The sequence below is a fragment of the Lacisediminihabitans changchengi genome (genome assembly GCF_016634425.1).
In the GTDB taxonomy this organism is placed as follows: domain Bacteria; phylum Actinomycetota; class Actinomycetes; order Actinomycetales; family Microbacteriaceae; genus Lacisediminihabitans; species Lacisediminihabitans changchengi.
This window is the reverse complement of record NZ_JAEPES010000001.1, coordinates 599,426-614,093: the sequence shown is the minus strand read 5'-3', so window position 1 is coordinate 614,093 and position 14,668 is coordinate 599,426. Positions and strand designations below refer to the sequence as shown.

Below are 14,668 nucleotides of genomic sequence, written 5' to 3'. Positions count from 1 at the left end.
ACACAAGGTTAGCGAACTGGGACGGTTAGACGACCCCGAGGGCTGCCAGGAGGGCTGCGGCCTTGAGCTTCACTTCGGCGAGCTCCTCCTCGGGCACCGACAGAGCGGTGATGCCGCCGCCCGCCCCGATGGTGGCGCCCTGCGGGTCGATCACGATGCTCCGGATGACCATGGCCAGGTCGGCACGGCCGTCCAAGCCGAAGTACCCGAAGACCCCGGAGTACACGCCCCGGGCTCGGTCCTCGAGCGCATCGAGGATTTCGACGGCACGCATCTTGGGTGCCCCGGTCATCGAGCCCGCGGGAAAACAGGCGGCGACGGCATCCACCGCTCCGAGTCCGGGGCGAAGGATGCCGCGCACGGTGCTGACCAGCTGGTGTACGTGGGCGTAACTCTCGATGGCGAGCAGCGAGGGCACGCTGACCGAGCCGACCTCGCTGACCCGCGCGATGTCGTTGCGCATCAGGTCGACGATCATGAGGTTCTCGGCGCGCTCCTTGTCGCTGTCGAGGAGTTCGCGGGCGAGTGCGCTGTCGGATGCCGCGGTGCTTCCTCGAGGCCTGGTCCCCTTGATCGGCTTGGACTCCACAATTCCGTCGGGGGTGACGCTGAGAAACTGCTCGGGTGAGGCGCTGAGGAGGGTCACCTGGCCCGCCCGGATAAAGCCGCCGTGGTGGCTGGGGCTGGTCTCGCGCAGGCGCAGGTAGGTGGCGAGCGGGTCGGGGGCGTGCGGCACCGTCGCCTCCGTGGTCAGGCAGAGTTGGTAGGCCTCACCCTCATGGATCGCTGCCTGACAGGCGCGGATCATGGCGAGGTATTGGGCGTCGGTGTGCGCCCAGGTGGCGTGCGCCGGTTGAATAGCGCCCGAGGAACGAGGAACTGCCGCCGGTTGAGTAGCGCCCGAGGAACGAGGACGCGTATCGAAATCATTCGCACCCGTATCAATCGCCCGCCGGGCCTCGATACCCGTGCTCGCTGGCGCTCGCGCGCTACTCGACCAACGGTCATGGCGGGTCCGGAGGTTGGCCAGGCCGTGCTCCGTCAGCGCCAGCGCGGTGAGCGTGCGGGCGACATGATCGAAGGCCAGCAGCCGGTCGACGAAGATCAGCGCCGCATCCGGGCGGTCCGAGAACCGGGTGACGGGCACCCCCAGTGTCTGCTTGCCCAGCTCGTAGCCCAACCACCCGGCCCAGCCGAGGCGGAAACCCTCGCCCGAGGCGACATCCGTCGCGGCCAGCTCGTCCCGCAGCAGGTCGAGAAACTCTCCCGCCCGCGTCACCCCGTCGAGCGTCACCGTTCCGTCGGTGACCGACGCCGTCGCCAGGCGATCGCCTAAGCCGATATACGACATCGGGGAGCCATCCAGCCAGACCGCGAGCGGCTCCTCGGCGAATACCGTGGAAAACAGCTCAACCGGCTCCGCCCAGGGAAGTTCAGCCTCGAGGGGGCGCAGGCGCATACCCTGAGTCTATGAGCGAAACCTCGATCCACCGGTGGCACGAAGGCGTGCTTCAACCGCTCGACTACTGCGATATGTCGCGCACGCTCGTCGCTGCCGCAGACTCCTGGCTGGTCACCGAGGGCACGGCGCTCGCCCTCGATCTGCACCGCCAGCGCTTCCTCGACGCGGTCGAGGTGTTCGCCGAGACTCATCGTCTGGCCACGGACCCCCGGGCCGAGGCGCCGCGCTTCTGGGATGCCGCCATCGACCTCATCCCGCGCGAGGGCGACTGGTTTCCCCGGGTCGAGCTGCAGAGCCGCTCCGACGGCACCCTGTTCGTACTGCGTCTGCGCTCCGCCCCCGAACGCACCCGCTCGGTGGTGCTCGCCACCTTCGACGGTCCCGACCCGCGCCGCTCCCCCACGATCAAAGGTCCGGACACGGATGCCCTGCTCGCCGCCCGCACATCGGTGCAGCCGCGCGGCGCGGGTGAGGCCGTCATCCTCTCTGCCGATGGCGATGGCTCCGGGGCCAAGGGGAACGGCGGCGCTGGTTATGTCGTGGAGGGCGCGTACAGCGCGCTGCTCTGGTGGCGCGGGGATGCCCTCTGCTCCCCCTCGCCCGAGTTGGAGCGAGTCGACAGTGTCACCGCCCGCTCGGTGATCGCGCTGGCGACGGCGCTCGGCATCGATGTGCTCTACGAATCGGTAGCGCCCGCCGACCTCGACGGACTGGAGATCTGGGCCCTCAGCGCGCTCCACGGCATCCGAATCGTCACGTCGTGGGTGGACGGCCCATTAGTCGCGGAACAACCCGGACGCCTCGCGACCTGGCGAGCTCGACTCGACCGGCTGCGGCGCGCTCTGCCCGAACGGATCGCCCCGGACCAGATCGCCCCTGGCCGGATCGCGATGGATCAGATCGGTGCGGAAAGCCTGCCCGTGTGAACGAAGTGCTGACCTGGATTCTCGACACTGTGCGCCATGTCGAGCCGCTGGTGCGCCTGCTGATCCTGCTGGTCGGCATGTTCTGCGAGACGTCGATCCTCGTCGGTCTGGTCGTTCCGGGCGACACCATCGTTCTGGTCTCGTCCACCGCCATCGATGGCTGGCCGCAGTACCTGGGCACGCTCGCCGCGGTGATCGTCGGGTCGTTGGCCGGCGAGAGCGTGGGCTTCGCGCTCGGGCGCTGGTTCGGCCCGCACCTGCGGGCGAGTTGGGTGGGTCGGCGCATCGGCGCGAAGAACTGGAATCGCGCCGAGAACTATCTGGCCCGTCGCGGCGGGATAGCGGTATTCATCTCGCGCTTCCTTCCGGTACTGCACGCCCTCATCCCGCTCACCGTGGGGACCAGTCCGATGACCTACCGCCGTTTCATGCGCTGGACGGCACCGGCCTGCATCGTGTGGGCGCTCGCGTACGTCTCGGTCGGCTGGCTGGCTGCTGGCTCGTATCGCCGCCTCGCCGATCAATTGCATGGCGCCGGATTTCTGTTTGCCGGCATCATCGTGGTGTTTCTGGTGGCGGTACTCGTGATCAAGAAGGTGGTGGAGAAGCGGGAGGCGCAGCACATGGGCGCGGTCGAGAGGGATGCCGTCACCGGATTGGATGACGACCGCAACGACCACCGCAATGACAACGGGGCCCGGTAGCCGCAGCCACCGAGCCCCGCTCTCCAGACGCTCGTACTTACTGTTCAGACCGGCTTACTTATTCGGCCCTATTATTTGACCAGCCCGACTATTTGACCAGCCCGGCGCTCTTCAGCCAGTCTTTCGCTGCGACGTCAGGCTCGGTCTTCTTGTCGCCGGAGACTTCCGCGTTGAGCGCCAGCAGGTCTTTGGTGGTGAGCTTCGCCGAGACCTTGTTCAGTACCGCCTCGACCTTCGAACTGGCCTTCTTCTTGTTGACCAGCGGAATCACCTGCTGCGACGCGAACTGGTTCTTCGGGTCGGTGAGCGTGACGAGCTTGTTCTCCTCGATCGACGGGGTCGTCGAGTAGATGTCTGCGACCTGCACGGTGTTATCGAGCAGCGCCTTCAGCGTGGCAGGGCCACCGCTGTCGTTGATCGCCTGGAAGGTGATGTTGTCGAGCCCATATAGCGACTTGAGCGCGGGGAGACCGTCGGGGCGCGTCTCGAACTCGGGGTTCGCGGCGACAGTGATCGGCCCGGCGTTCTTCAGATCGCCGATCGACTTCAGGCTGTGCGTCTTCGCGAACTCGGCGGTGACGTTGAGCGAGTCGGAGTCGGCCGCCTCAGCCGACTGGTAGGCGACGACGGTGGACGGCAGCGCCTTTGCCAGCGCGGCGTTCACGTCGTCCGGCGAGGTCGCGACAGCGGACTTGTCGACGAACGATAGGATGCTTCCCGAGTATTCCGGAATCAGGTCGACGGTGCCTTTTTCGAGTGCCGGGAAGTAGACCGCGCGAGCGCCGATGTTCGGCTTGTAGGAGACCTTGAACCCGTCGGCCGCCAACGCCTGACCATAGATCTGGGCGAGGATCGTGTTCTCGGAGAAGTTTGCGGAGCCGACGACGATGGATTCCTTCGCGCTGGAACCGGAGCCGCCACTCAGCGAACTGGATGAGGAGCAGCCGGCGAGGGCAAGGGCCGCGACTGTCGCGACCCCGGCTATCGCCAGGACCTTCTTCTTGGTATTGAACATGATTAGTGACCTTCCTTGATGAGTGTCCTGGACTGCGCCACGGGAGGAATCGCTCCCCCGCGTGCTGTGCGCTTGGTGCTCCGAGTTCCGCTGGACACAGTCGGAACTACGAATCTCTGGATGATGGCGAGCACGCCGTCGACGACCAGCGCCAGGGCGATGACGAGGATCGCACCACCGACCAGCTGGGGATTGTTGTTTTGCGCCAGCCCATCGACGAGGAACCGGCCGAGCCCTCCGAGCGAGAAGTACGCGGCGACGACCGCGGAAGCGATCACCTGGAGTGTTGCGGCGCGGAAACCGCCGAAGATCAACGACGCGCCCAGCGGCACCTCGACCTTGCGCAGGATCTGCAACTCGGTCATCCCCATCGCCCGTGCGGCGTCGACCGTCTGCGGATCGACCGACTCGATCCCCGCATAGACACCCGCGAGCAGCGGAGGGATGCCGAGGATGACGAGCACGATCGCAGCGGGAATGAGCCCAATCCCGAGGGAGAGGATCAACACCGCGAGGAGCCCAAGCGTGGGCAACGCGCGCGCCACATTGCTGGCCGCGATGGCGATTCCTCGCCCCTTGCCGGTATGCCCGATGTACAGGCCGAGCGGGACCGCGATGAGGGCTGCGAAAAACAGACTCACTCCGGTGTACTGGAAATGCTCACCCAGGCGCACCGCGATCGATGAACCGCCGACCCAGTGCATCGGGTCGAAGAGCCAGGCGAAGCCTTCGATGAAGAGATTCATTTATGCGGCACCAGCGATCTCTTGCTGCCGACGATCCGAGCCAAGTTCGGAGTTGCCCGTCGGTTCCACGGCATCAGAGCACGTCCGATGAGTACCAGCACGATATCGAACACCGCTGCGACCACAAGCGTTCCGACGATCCCGGCCCAGATCTCGGTATAAAACTTTCGTTGGAATCCGTCGGTGAAGAGGAAGCCCAGGCTGGACACACCGATCACGGATCCGACGCTCACCAGGCTTACAGTGCTGACCGACACCACTCGGATCCCGGCGAGTAGAACCGGGCCCGACAACGGGAAGTCGACGGCGAAGAACCGTTGTGCTCGCGAAAAGCCGACCGCGGTTGCGGAATCCTGTACCGAGCCCGGCACAGAGGCAAACGCGTCAGCCGACGACCGCACCATGATTGCCACCGCGTAGACGGTTAGAGCAATGATGACGTTGGTTGGGTCGAGTAGGGACGTTCCGATGATTACCGGGATCACGATGAACAGCGCCAGCGAAGGGATCGTGTACAGGATGCCGCCCACGCTGAGCAGGATCGACCGCGCGACCCTCGAGCGGCTGGCCAGGTAACCGAGGGGTATGGAGAGCACGAATCCGATCACGACCGGGAGAGCGCTGAGCCATACCTGGCTCAGCGTCAAACCCCAGATCAGTCCGAAGTTCGTCCATACCCAGTCCACTAGGCGTCTCCCGCCTGGTCCGTCTTGTTCGAGACGCTACGAGATTTCGGGCCGGTGCCGGCGAGCAGCGGATCGTTACTCTCGAGCAGACCGGCCGGGTGGCCGTATTGATCGACGAGGAGAAGCTCGCCATCGCGCGCCGGCACGTCGGAAACGCTGAGGCGGCGCTTGCCCCGATCTGCACCGATGAATTCGGCGACGAAGTCACTCGCCGGCCGCGCCAGAATCTCGTCGGGTGTGCCCTGCTGAGCGATGATGCCGCCCTTTTCGAAGATGACGACCTGATCGCCGAGCAGAAAAGCCTCGTCGATGTCGTGAGTGACGAAGACGACCGTCTTGTCGAGTTCCTTCTGCAGTCGCGTGATCTCGGTCTGCAGTTCGGCTCGCACCAGGGGGTCTACCGCGCCGAACGGCTCGTCCATGAGCAGGATGTTCGGGTCGATCGCGAGCGCGCGCGCGACTCCGACGCGCTGCTGCTGGCCGCCCGAGAGCTGGGCCGGGTAGCGATTCGCCAGCGCAGGGTCGAGACCGACCGTATTCAGCAGCTCCAGCGCATCCGCATAGGCCTTCTTCTTGGGCACTCCGGTGAGCAGTGGCACGGTGGCCACGTTCTCGACGATCTTGCGGTGCGGGAGCAGACCGGACTGCTGCATGACGTATCCGATGCTGCGGCGCAGTTTGACCGCGTCACGGTCGGCGATGTCCTCGCCGTCGATGAGGATCTGGCCTCCGGTGGGTTCGATCATCCGGTTGATCATGCGCAGGATGGTCGTCTTGCCGCACCCAGACGACCCCACGAACACCACCAGACGCCGTGACGGAATGGTGAAGCTGAACTTGTCGACGGCAAGCGTGCCGTCGGGAAACTGTTTGGAGACCTCGCGGAATTCGATCACGCGGACGACGTTCTCGCGACGATGGTGCAACGCTGGCGCATCATGGGTAACCTCGGCTCATTCCTCGCTGACACGCGAATCGACACTTGCCGGACCTGACTAGCTAAACACTATTCGGCACCACCGTCATTATCGGATGGCCCACCATTGCGCTTTGTGTCGGCGGCGTGTATCGGAACCTGCGTGCTAGCCCAGGTCAGGCCGCGGTACCGAGATAGTCGAGTGCGAGCGCCTTGCCCTCGGAGAGGAACTTCGAGTCACCGGATCGCTTCTCGGCGAACGAGCGGGAGAACAGCGCGTCCACAATGGTGAGCGCGACATCCAGCCGATGCTGCAGATCGTCGATGCTCAGGTCGAATCGCGCGGTGAGCGCCGCCGCGATCTGACCCGCGATCGACGACACGCCGGAGCGGCTGCCGGGAGCCTGTCCGAGGTCGAGCACGTCGCCGAAGCGCAGAGAACGAAAACCGGGCTCGCGTCGGAAATCGGACGCGACGGCGTCGATGATCGCGGAGACGGCATCCTGCCAGGTCTTGTAGCGCGGGTCCTGCGCGATGGTGACGGCCCGCTCGCCGAACTGCTGCTGGTAGCGGGCACTGAGCCCCTGCAGCACGACGACGCGATCCGGAAAGTAGCGGTAGACGGTGCCGATCGAGGCGCCGGCGCGCTCAGCGACCATGGCTGTGGTGAGGCGTTCGTACCCGACCTCGTCGACGACGGCGGCCGCAGCATCGAGCAGAGTGGCGAGGCGCGCGGTGCTGCGCGCCTGTACGGGTTCGTTACGCAGTAGGGCGACGCCATCCGGTACTTCGGCGACAAGAGTGCGTTCGGGCAAGGCAGACCTCTTTTCCAATCACGAGAAATCCTACCGCGCCCCCGGTGAGGGGGCATCACATTAATTCTTGGTTGACAACTTATTCGCATGTGACCACAACCACGATCATCGGTCTGCGCGTGGCGCGGCATGGAAGACTGGGCAAATGGCTTGGTTCCGCAAAGACTCCGTCGTGCCCCAGGCGGCCGAGCCGATAATGCATCTCGCGGCGCGCTGGGAAGATCGCGCCCACGCGTTCCGTGAGAAACGCGCACGCCGTCGCGGCTACGTGCCCACGGTCATCCCCTACACCGGCTACGGCGCCGCGGGGTGGGTACGCGTGCTGTGTCGGGTGCTGCTGACGCGCCCCTCGTCTGACGGGCGAGCGCAGTACAAGAAGATCCGAGGATGGCGCAGCTTCACGAGTGTGCCGGTGAACGACGTCGCCGTCACGGTTCGCATCGGCGACAGCGAGTTTCGGGTCACCGCCGATCGCGGCGGGGTCGTCGACCATGTCGTCGACGTTCAACTTGAGCCGGGTTGGCACACCATCAGCATCGTGACGGATGACTCGGAGACCGTCGAGGCGCCGGTCTTCATCGTCGACCCGGCATCGCGCGTCGGCATCATCTCTGACATCGACGACACGGTCATGGTGACGGCCCTGCCCCGGCCCTTCCTCGCAGCCTGGAACACCTTCGTGCTGGATGAGCACGCGCGCCGACCGGTGCCGGGGATGGCAGTGCTCTACGACAGGCTGCGCCGCGAGCATCCCGGTTCCCCGGTGATCTACCTGTCGACCGGAGCCTGGAACGTCGCGCCGACGCTCACGCGCTTCCTCTCCCGCAACCTTTACCCGGCCGGCCCCCTGCTGCTCACCGACTGGGGGCCGACGCACGACCGGTGGTTCCGCAGCGGACGGCAGCACAAGACCGAGAGCCTGCGCCGCCTCGCCGACGAGTTTCCCGACATCAAGTGGATGCTGGTCGGCGACGACGGACAGCACGACGAGGAGATCTACGGCGAGTTCCAGGCCGAGCACGAGCAGAACGTCGAGGCGATCGCCATCCGTCAGCTGTCGAACAGCGAGGCGGTACTCGCCGGTGGGCGAAGCAAGGCCGAACAGCGCACCGGCGTGGTGCGCTGGGTCTACTCGCCGGATGGTGCAGGGCTCGCCAGAGAACTTCTCGGCGAAGAGGGCACACGCTAGGGCCCGATCACTTCCAGAGCGGGCGCTTCCATGCGCTCGGACCGGCCGATCCTGCCGCGTAGGTCTGGATCGGCACGGCATCCCGACGCCACGCCGACAGCACCGACCCGACGATTCGCCAGCACTCCTCGACCTCCTCTGCGCCGACCGACAGGGTCGAATCGTCGGTGAGGATGCCATTGAGCACCTCACCGTACGGCCCAAGGTCTCCCCCAGCGAAGTCCGCGTCGAAGCTGACCCGGCCGATGCTGAACGGGTCGCCCTCGCCGTTGATGTTCAGGTCGAGGCTGATCGTGTCTGGGCTCAGGCTGATGCGCAGTCGGGCGGGGCCCGGGTCTCCGGTGAGACCGTCCGGGCGATGCGGCACCGGCCGGAAGGTGATGACGATCTCCTGGCGACGGGTGGCCAACGCCTTACCCGAGCGCAGAACGAAGGGCACTCCGGCCCAGCGCCAGTTGTCGATTGCGATCATGACCTCGGCCAGGGTCTCGGTCTCCGACTTCGGGTCGACCCCCTTCTCGTCGGCATAGGCCGGCAGGGTTCGGCCGTCGATCGTTCCGGCCCGGTAGCGGGCGCGGCGAGCGCCCGTGACAGCGTCGCCCTTCCAGACCCGGGCGCCGCGCAGAGCCTGCGTCATGGCCCCGCGCAGGTCGTCCGCCTCGACACTCGACGGCGGTTCCATCGCCACCACGGCCATGACCAGCAGCAGGTGGCTCTGGATCATGTCGACCAGCGCCCCGGCCTTGTCGTAATAGCCGGCTCGGCCCTCCAGCGCGAGCGTCTCGTCGAAGACGATCTCGACGCTCTCGATATGGTCGGCGCGCCAGATCGGTTCGAAGATGCGGTTGGCGAACCGCAGCCCCAGGATGTTGAGCACCGTCGATTTGCCGAGAAAGTGGTCGACCCGGTGGATCTGGCTCTCCGGCACGAGCTTAAGCAGCTGCCGGTTGAGCGTCTTGGCGCTGCGCAGATCGGTTCCGAAGGGCTTCTCCAGCGCCAACACGAGACCCTCGGGGATCTCGATCTTGCCGAGGGCGGCACAGGCGGCGATGGTGACCTTGGGCGGCAGCGCGAAGTACAGCGCCGGCGTGCCCTCGGCCTCGCCGAGAACGCGTTCCAGGTCATCGGGCAGGGTCACGTCGGCCTGCAGATAGCGCGTCCGCGCGGCGAGCTTGGTGCACACGGCAGCGGATGCTCCCCCCGCAGCAAACGCGGCGGTCACTCTGGCGCGCCAGTCGGCATCCGTCATCGGGTCGTACCCGACGCCGAGGAGCTCGACGTTGTGACCCCGCGAACTCTGTAACCATTGGCCGAGGCCGGGCAGCAGCAGGCGAGCGGTGAGGTCTCCACCGGCACCGAGGATGATGAGTGTTCCTATGCCGTGACTCATGCGCTCAGGCTACCTCTGCAAGACTGGCGAGCATGGCGTTGCGCATTGAGGACTACGCGATGGTGGGAGACCTCCATACGGCTGCGCTGATCGGGCGCGACGGCTGCATCGATTGGCTCTGTTTGCCGCGGTTCGATTCTGCATCGACGTTCGGCTCTCTCCTCGGCACCGAGGATCACGGGCATTGGCGACTCGCCCCGCAGGGAACAGTGCTCGAGACGAGCCGCGCCTACATCGAGGACACGTTCGTGCTCGTGACCAGATGGGTCACCGACGATGGCGAGGTGGAGGTCGTCGACTTCATGCCGATCGGCGACCGGCGCGCCGACCTGGTGCGTCGCATCCGCGGCATCCGGGGCAGCGTGGTGATGGCCCAGGAGCTACGGGTGCGATTCGACTATGCCAACGCCATCCCGTGGATGCGGCAGATACCCGACGAGCATGGGCCCGCTCTGGTCGCGGTCGCCGGTCCGGATGCCGTGGTCGTCCGCGGCGCGGAATTCACGGCGAGAGACCACAGCCATCGTTCCGAACTCACCGTGAACGAGGGTGACGTCGTCGACATGACCCTCACCTGGTTCCCCGCGCACCGCGACATCCCCAAGCCACTCGACGTGCAGCGGCGGCTGCGCTACACCAAGAAGTGGTGGCGGGATTGGGCCTCGATGAGCACGGCGTCACCGGTCTATCGCGAGCAGGTTCACCGTTCACTGTTGGTGCTGCGCGCACTCACGCACGAAGACACCGGCGGCATCGTCGCCGCGGCGACGACCAGCCTGCCGGAGCAGTTCGGCGGCGAGCGTAACTGGGACTACCGCTACGTGTGGCTGCGCGATGCGTCTCTCACGCTCGGCGTGCTCATGGAGCACGGCTATGCCGCCGAGGCCGACGCCTGGCGGAGATGGTTGTTACGGGCGGTAGCCGGCGACCCCGCGGACATCCAGATCATGTACGGGCTCTCCGGCGAACGCCGTCTCACCGAACGCGAGATCGACAGCCTGCCCGGATACCACGGCGCGGCTCCGGTGCGGGTGGGCAACGATGCCTGGCGGCAGTACCAGGGCGATATCTTCGGCGAGGTGATGTTCGCCCTGCGCGGCGCCCGTGATCGCGGCATCAAAGAGACCGAGTCCTCCTGGCCGCTACAGCGCGCCCTCATGTCGTTCGTCGAAAAGAACTGGCGCAAGCCCGACAACGGTCTCTGGGAGATCCGTGGCCAGAAGCGGCACTTCACCCACTCCCAGGTGATGATCTGGACGGCGTTCGACTGCGCCATCAACGGGGTGCGCGAGTACGGTCTCGACGGCCCCGTCGAGCTCTGGGAGCGCATGCGCGACGAAGTGCGAGACGACATCGAGAGTCGCGGCTTCGACGTCGCCAAGAACAGCTACACGCAGTTCTTCGGTGGATCGGCCGTCGACGCGTCGCTGCTGCTTCTGCCACAGGTCGGCTATATCGATTCGAACGACCCGCGGATGCTCGGCACCGTCGCCGCGATCGAAGCAGAGTTGATGGAGGGCGGCCTACTCAAGCGCTACCTCACCGAGAGTGGAGTGGACGGGTTGCCGTCCGGCGAGCATCCGTTTCTCGCCTGCTCGTTCTGGCTGGTCGAGCAGTACGCCCGCAGCGGCAGGCTCGAGGATGCCCGGCAGCTGATGGACAGACTCGTCGCCTTCACCAACGACGTCGGCCTGCTCAGCGAGGAGTACGCCGTCTCTGTCGGACGTCAGGCCGGCAACACCCCGCAGGCATACTCGCACCTGTCATTGGTGCGGGCGGCCGATGCGATCGCGGCGGCGATGGCGCGAGAGAAGTCGCTCTAGCGCTCAGGTGCTCGGGCTGCTCGGGGTGCTCAGGTGCTCAGGTGCTCGGCGAAAAAACCGTCGATGCGCTGCCACGCGTCTACGGCGGCCTCGGGGTTCGGCCCCATTCCGAGAAAGCGGCCGAGGAGAAACTGTGTCGCCTTCGAGCCCTCCATCGCGTCATTGAGGAAGGCATGGCCGGCGGTCGGGTACTCCTTCACGTCGTGCACCACCCCGAGCTTCGTCAGCTCGGTATCGAGTTTCGCGGCCGCGCCCTTCAGCGAACCGTCGCGGGCACCATAACTCCCGACGATCGGGCAGGCGCCGGCGAGCACGGAGTCCATGTCTTTCGGCAGGCGTCCGTAGTTGACCGACGAGGCGTCGAAGCCGCGGGTGGCGGCGCCGAGCGCGAAGCCTCCGCCCATGCAGAAGCCGAGCACCCCCACCTGGCCGGTGCAGTCGTCCCGCGCCATCAGCATCTGCCTGGCTGACTCGATGTCGACCCAGGCCCGCCCCTGCCCGCTGGCCATCGCCCGGAACGTCGCGGTGAGGCACCTGCGTGCGCCGCCCGCCGTGAACAGGTCGGGCATCAGCACGAGATAGCCGGCCGCGGCCATCCGCTGCACCTGGCGACGCATCACCTCGGTGACCCCGAACGCTTCGTGCACGATCACCACGGCCGGCCACGGTCCGGCGCCGTCTGGCACACAGAGCACTCCGGCGAGCGCCGGGCTGGCCCCGTCGAGCAACGGACTGACGGCGACATCCTCGAGATCCATGTCGGCAGCCTAAGCGGTGAAATGGATGAGCGGCGGAACGGATGAGAGCCCTCTCATCTGCCGACGATCGCGGCGTTGCCAACCCATAATGAGAGCATGCGCTCCAGAGAGGGATCGACGGGGCCGAAAAATTCTGTGCGCAGAATCACCGTGCCGGTACGTGTGCGCATTTTGGCCGTCATCCTCGTGGTCACCGCCCTCGGCATGGCGGTCGCTGGCGGCACCTCGTTTCTGCTGCAGCGCGAGCGGGTGCTGTCGCAGGTCGACACTCGCCTCACCGACACCGCTTCCCGGCTGCGCTCGATCGCCACCGGCACCGACTTCGCGACCGTGCGCGACCTGCTCGGCGCCGCCATCCAGCAGATCACCCCCGATACCAATGAGGGAATTCTCGGCATCGTCGACGGGCGCGCCGCAGTCATCCCGGGGAGCGAGGTCGGGCTGTCGCTGGAGAAAGACACCGCTCTCATCGATCGAGTGAACCGCGAGACGACGAAAGGTCGTGTGGTGATCGGCACCACCATCACCGATCAGGGCGCGCTGCGCTACATCGCCGTGCCGGTGAGCGCGGCTGGCGACAGCGCCACGGGGCTCTACGTCGCCGCGTTCAGCATCGACGCCGAGCTGGCCCCGATCGCCGAGGCCTCGGCCACTTTCGCGCTGGTGTCGCTCGGCGCCCTCATCGTCGTGGCGATCGTGGGCTGGTTCGTGGCGGGTCGGCTGCTCCGTCCGCTGCGAGTGCTGCGGGAGACCGCCGAGCGGATCACCGCGACCGACCTCGACGAGCGAATCCCGCTGTCGGGGCACGACGATGTGTCCGAACTCACCCGCACCGTCAATGCCATGCTCGATCGGATGCAGCACGCCATCGTCGGGCAGCGGCGCCTGCTCGACGACGTCGGGCACGAGCTGCGCACGCCTCTCACCATCGTGCGCGGCCACCTCGAGCTGCTCGACGCGGTCGACGCCGAACAGGTACGCGCGACGCGCGACCTCACCCTCGACGAGGTCGATCGCATGCGGGGTCTGGTCGCCGACATCGCCCTGCTCGCCCGTGCGACGCGCGACACCGCGGTCGATATCGCGCCGACGGATGTCGCCTCCCTCACCGAGAGCGTGTACGCCAAGGTGTCCGCTCTCGACGGCGCTCGTGACGGCCGCTCGTGGTCACTGACCGAAACCGCAGAGGCCGTGGCCGGACTCGATGCGGACAGCATCACCCAGGCATGGCTGCAGCTGGCGTCCAACGCCGATCGCTATGCCACCCCCGGAACGCGGGTCGAGCTGGGAAGCCGGGTGTCGGGAGACTCCCTTCTGCTCTGGGTCAGGGATGTCGGCCCGGGCATCCCGAGCGAGGCGCACGGGCGAATCTTCGAGCGTTTCCGCCGCGGCACCGCGCAGCAGCGCGGGCGTGGTGAGACGGGCTCAGGCCTCGGGCTCGCGATCGTCGCCGCGATTGCGCGGGCTCACGGCGGTACCGTATTGCTCGACAGCGCACCGGGGGTCGGGTCTACGTTCACCCTGGTACTGCCGATATCGGAGGGGCGACCATGAGCGGAATCCTGATCGTGGAGGACGAGGAACGCATCTCCTCGTTCGTGGAGAAGGGCCTGCGCGCGGCGGGCTTCAGCACTCGCGTCGTGGCGACCGGGCTCGATGCGGTGGACTTCGCCAGCACCGGCTCGTTCGATCTGATGGTTCTCGACATCGGGTTGCCCGACATCGATGGCTTCGACGCGCTGCGACGGCTGCGGGCATCCGGCTCCACGCTGCCCGTGATCATCCTGACCGCGCGCGATTCCCGGGCGGATACCGTGGCGGGCCTCGAAGGCGGCGCCAACGACTACATGGCCAAACCGTTCGGATTCGACGAACTGCTCGCACGGATTCGTCTGCGACTACGGGATGCCAGCCACGTGGGTGATGCCACGCTCAGCCACGACGGGCTCAGTCTTGACACCCGCACTCGGCGGGCGACCGTAGACGGAGCGCAGGTGGACTTATCTGCCCGGGAATTCGGGCTGGCCGAAGAATTTCTGCGACATCCCGATCAGGTGCTGAGCCGCGAGCAACTGCTCAGCCGAGTCTGGGGCTTCGACTTCGATCCCGGCTCGAACGTGGTGGATGTGTATGTGCGCTACCTGCGCGGCAAGTTCGGCGCCGATCGAATCGAGACGGTGCGCGGGATGGGCTATCGGCTGCGCTGACGCCGTCTTCGATGCGTCGGCCGCTCGACGA

The 14,668-nt window shown here is 66.4% G+C and carries 14 protein-coding genes; 6 read left to right on the top strand and 8 right to left on the bottom strand.

Features of this window, described 5'->3' with window-relative positions; translation table 11 throughout:
- Positions 1-25: 25 nt before the first annotated feature.
- On the bottom strand, positions 26-1,459 hold the full coding sequence (locus IV501_RS02905; protein WP_200554898.1) for an anthranilate synthase component I family protein: 1,434 nt from the start codon (positions 1,457-1,459) through the stop codon (positions 26-28).
- Between the two features lie 11 nt (positions 1,460-1,470).
- Here IV501_RS02905 and IV501_RS02900 point away from each other — a divergent pair, with 11 nt between their 5' ends.
- Together IV501_RS02900 and IV501_RS02895 are read left to right on the top strand one after the other, a co-directional pair.
- A complete protein-coding gene (locus IV501_RS02900) occupies positions 1,471-2,388 on the top strand; it encodes an aminotransferase class IV (RefSeq protein ID WP_200554897.1) in 918 nt (305 codons plus the stop codon).
- Entirely contained in the window at positions 2,385-3,092 is a 708-nt protein-coding gene (locus IV501_RS02895) for a DedA family protein (RefSeq protein WP_200554896.1), read from the top strand. The genes IV501_RS02900 and IV501_RS02895 overlap by 4 nt, the downstream gene beginning before the upstream one ends.
- An 88-nt stretch (positions 3,093-3,180) precedes the next feature.
- Here IV501_RS02895 and IV501_RS02890 read toward each other — a convergent pair whose 3' ends face one another.
- From IV501_RS02890 to IV501_RS02870, 5 genes are all read right to left on the bottom strand, one after another.
- On the bottom strand, positions 3,181-4,107 hold the full coding sequence (locus IV501_RS02890; RefSeq protein ID WP_200554895.1) for an ABC transporter substrate-binding protein: 927 nt from the start codon (positions 4,105-4,107) through the stop codon (positions 3,181-3,183).
- A 2-nt stretch (positions 4,108-4,109) separates the two neighbouring features.
- Positions 4,110-4,853 carry an ABC transporter permease gene (locus IV501_RS02885; protein ID WP_200554894.1) on the bottom strand — a complete coding sequence of 248 codons (744 nt, stop codon included), beginning with the start codon at positions 4,851-4,853 and terminating at the stop codon, positions 4,110-4,112.
- Positions 4,850-5,539 carry an ABC transporter permease gene (locus IV501_RS02880; RefSeq protein WP_200554893.1) on the bottom strand — a complete coding sequence of 230 codons (690 nt, stop codon included), beginning with the start codon at positions 5,537-5,539 and terminating at the stop codon, positions 4,850-4,852. The genes IV501_RS02885 and IV501_RS02880 overlap by 4 nt, the downstream gene beginning before the upstream one ends.
- Positions 5,539-6,435: an ABC transporter ATP-binding protein gene (locus IV501_RS02875; protein ID WP_200554892.1), complete on the bottom strand. Its 897-nt coding sequence runs from the start codon at positions 6,433-6,435 to the stop codon at positions 5,539-5,541. Before IV501_RS02875 ends, IV501_RS02880 begins: the two co-directional genes overlap by 1 nt.
- A 196-nt stretch (positions 6,436-6,631) precedes the next feature.
- On the bottom strand, positions 6,632-7,270 hold the full coding sequence (locus tag IV501_RS02870; RefSeq protein WP_200554891.1) for a TetR/AcrR family transcriptional regulator: 639 nt from the start codon (positions 7,268-7,270) through the stop codon (positions 6,632-6,634).
- A 145-nt stretch (positions 7,271-7,415) separates the two neighbouring features.
- Between IV501_RS02870 and IV501_RS02865 the strand changes: the two genes are divergently transcribed.
- Entirely contained in the window at positions 7,416-8,459 is a 1,044-nt protein-coding gene (locus IV501_RS02865) for an App1 family protein phosphatidate phosphatase (RefSeq protein WP_234698102.1), read from the top strand.
- Positions 8,460-8,466: 7 nt separating this feature from the next.
- On the opposite strand, the gene IV501_RS02860 is transcribed toward IV501_RS02865, so the two are convergent.
- Complete coding sequence (locus IV501_RS02860; protein ID WP_200554890.1) at positions 8,467-9,849, bottom strand: glucose-6-phosphate dehydrogenase; 1,383 nt, start codon at positions 9,847-9,849, stop codon at positions 8,467-8,469.
- A gap of 32 nt (positions 9,850-9,881) precedes the next feature.
- On the opposite strand from IV501_RS02860, the gene IV501_RS02855 reads away from it, so the two are divergent.
- On the top strand, positions 9,882-11,672 hold the full coding sequence (locus tag IV501_RS02855) for a glycoside hydrolase family 15 protein (RefSeq protein ID WP_200554889.1): 1,791 nt from the start codon (positions 9,882-9,884) through the stop codon (positions 11,670-11,672).
- Between the two features lie 29 nt (positions 11,673-11,701).
- On the opposite strand, the gene IV501_RS02850 is transcribed toward IV501_RS02855, so the two are convergent.
- Complete coding sequence (locus IV501_RS02850) at positions 11,702-12,430, bottom strand: dienelactone hydrolase family protein (RefSeq protein ID WP_200554888.1); 729 nt, start codon at positions 12,428-12,430, stop codon at positions 11,702-11,704.
- Positions 12,431-12,565: 135 nt separating this feature from the next.
- On the opposite strand from IV501_RS02850, the gene IV501_RS02845 reads away from it, so the two are divergent.
- Both IV501_RS02845 and IV501_RS02840 read left to right on the top strand, forming a co-directional pair.
- Positions 12,566-13,984, top strand: a complete 1,419-nt coding sequence (locus tag IV501_RS02845; protein ID WP_200554887.1) for a sensor histidine kinase — start codon at positions 12,566-12,568, stop codon at positions 13,982-13,984.
- Positions 13,981-14,637 carry a response regulator transcription factor gene (locus IV501_RS02840; RefSeq protein WP_200554886.1) on the top strand — a complete coding sequence of 219 codons (657 nt, stop codon included), beginning with the start codon at positions 13,981-13,983 and terminating at the stop codon, positions 14,635-14,637. Before IV501_RS02845 ends, IV501_RS02840 begins: the two co-directional genes overlap by 4 nt.
- Positions 14,638-14,668: the final 31 nt, after the last annotated feature.

Bases quoted from the DNA above. Each gene is read 5' to 3' on its own strand.
- IV501_RS02900 (WP_200554897.1), top strand. From the start codon at position 1,471: ATGAGCGAAACCTCGATCCACCGGTGGCACGAAGGCGTGCTTCAACCG.
- IV501_RS02905 (WP_200554898.1), bottom strand. From the start codon at position 1,459: ATGCGCCTGCGCCCCCTCGAGGCTGAACTTCCCTGGGCGGAGCCGGTT.
- IV501_RS02850 (WP_200554888.1), bottom strand. From the start codon at position 12,430: ATGGATCTCGAGGATGTCGCCGTCAGTCCGTTGCTCGACGGGGCCAGC.
- IV501_RS02840 (WP_200554886.1), top strand. From the start codon at position 13,981: ATGAGCGGAATCCTGATCGTGGAGGACGAGGAACGCATCTCCTCGTTC.
- IV501_RS02865 (WP_234698102.1), top strand. From the start codon at position 7,416: ATGGCTTGGTTCCGCAAAGACTCCGTCGTGCCCCAGGCGGCCGAGCCG.
- IV501_RS02885 (WP_200554894.1), bottom strand. From the start codon at position 4,853: ATGAATCTCTTCATCGAAGGCTTCGCCTGGCTCTTCGACCCGATGCAC.
- IV501_RS02860 (WP_200554890.1), bottom strand. From the start codon at position 9,849: ATGAGTCACGGCATAGGAACACTCATCATCCTCGGTGCCGGTGGAGAC.
- IV501_RS02890 (WP_200554895.1), bottom strand. From the start codon at position 4,107: ATGTTCAATACCAAGAAGAAGGTCCTGGCGATAGCCGGGGTCGCGACA.
- IV501_RS02855 (WP_200554889.1), top strand. From the start codon at position 9,882: ATGGCGTTGCGCATTGAGGACTACGCGATGGTGGGAGACCTCCATACG.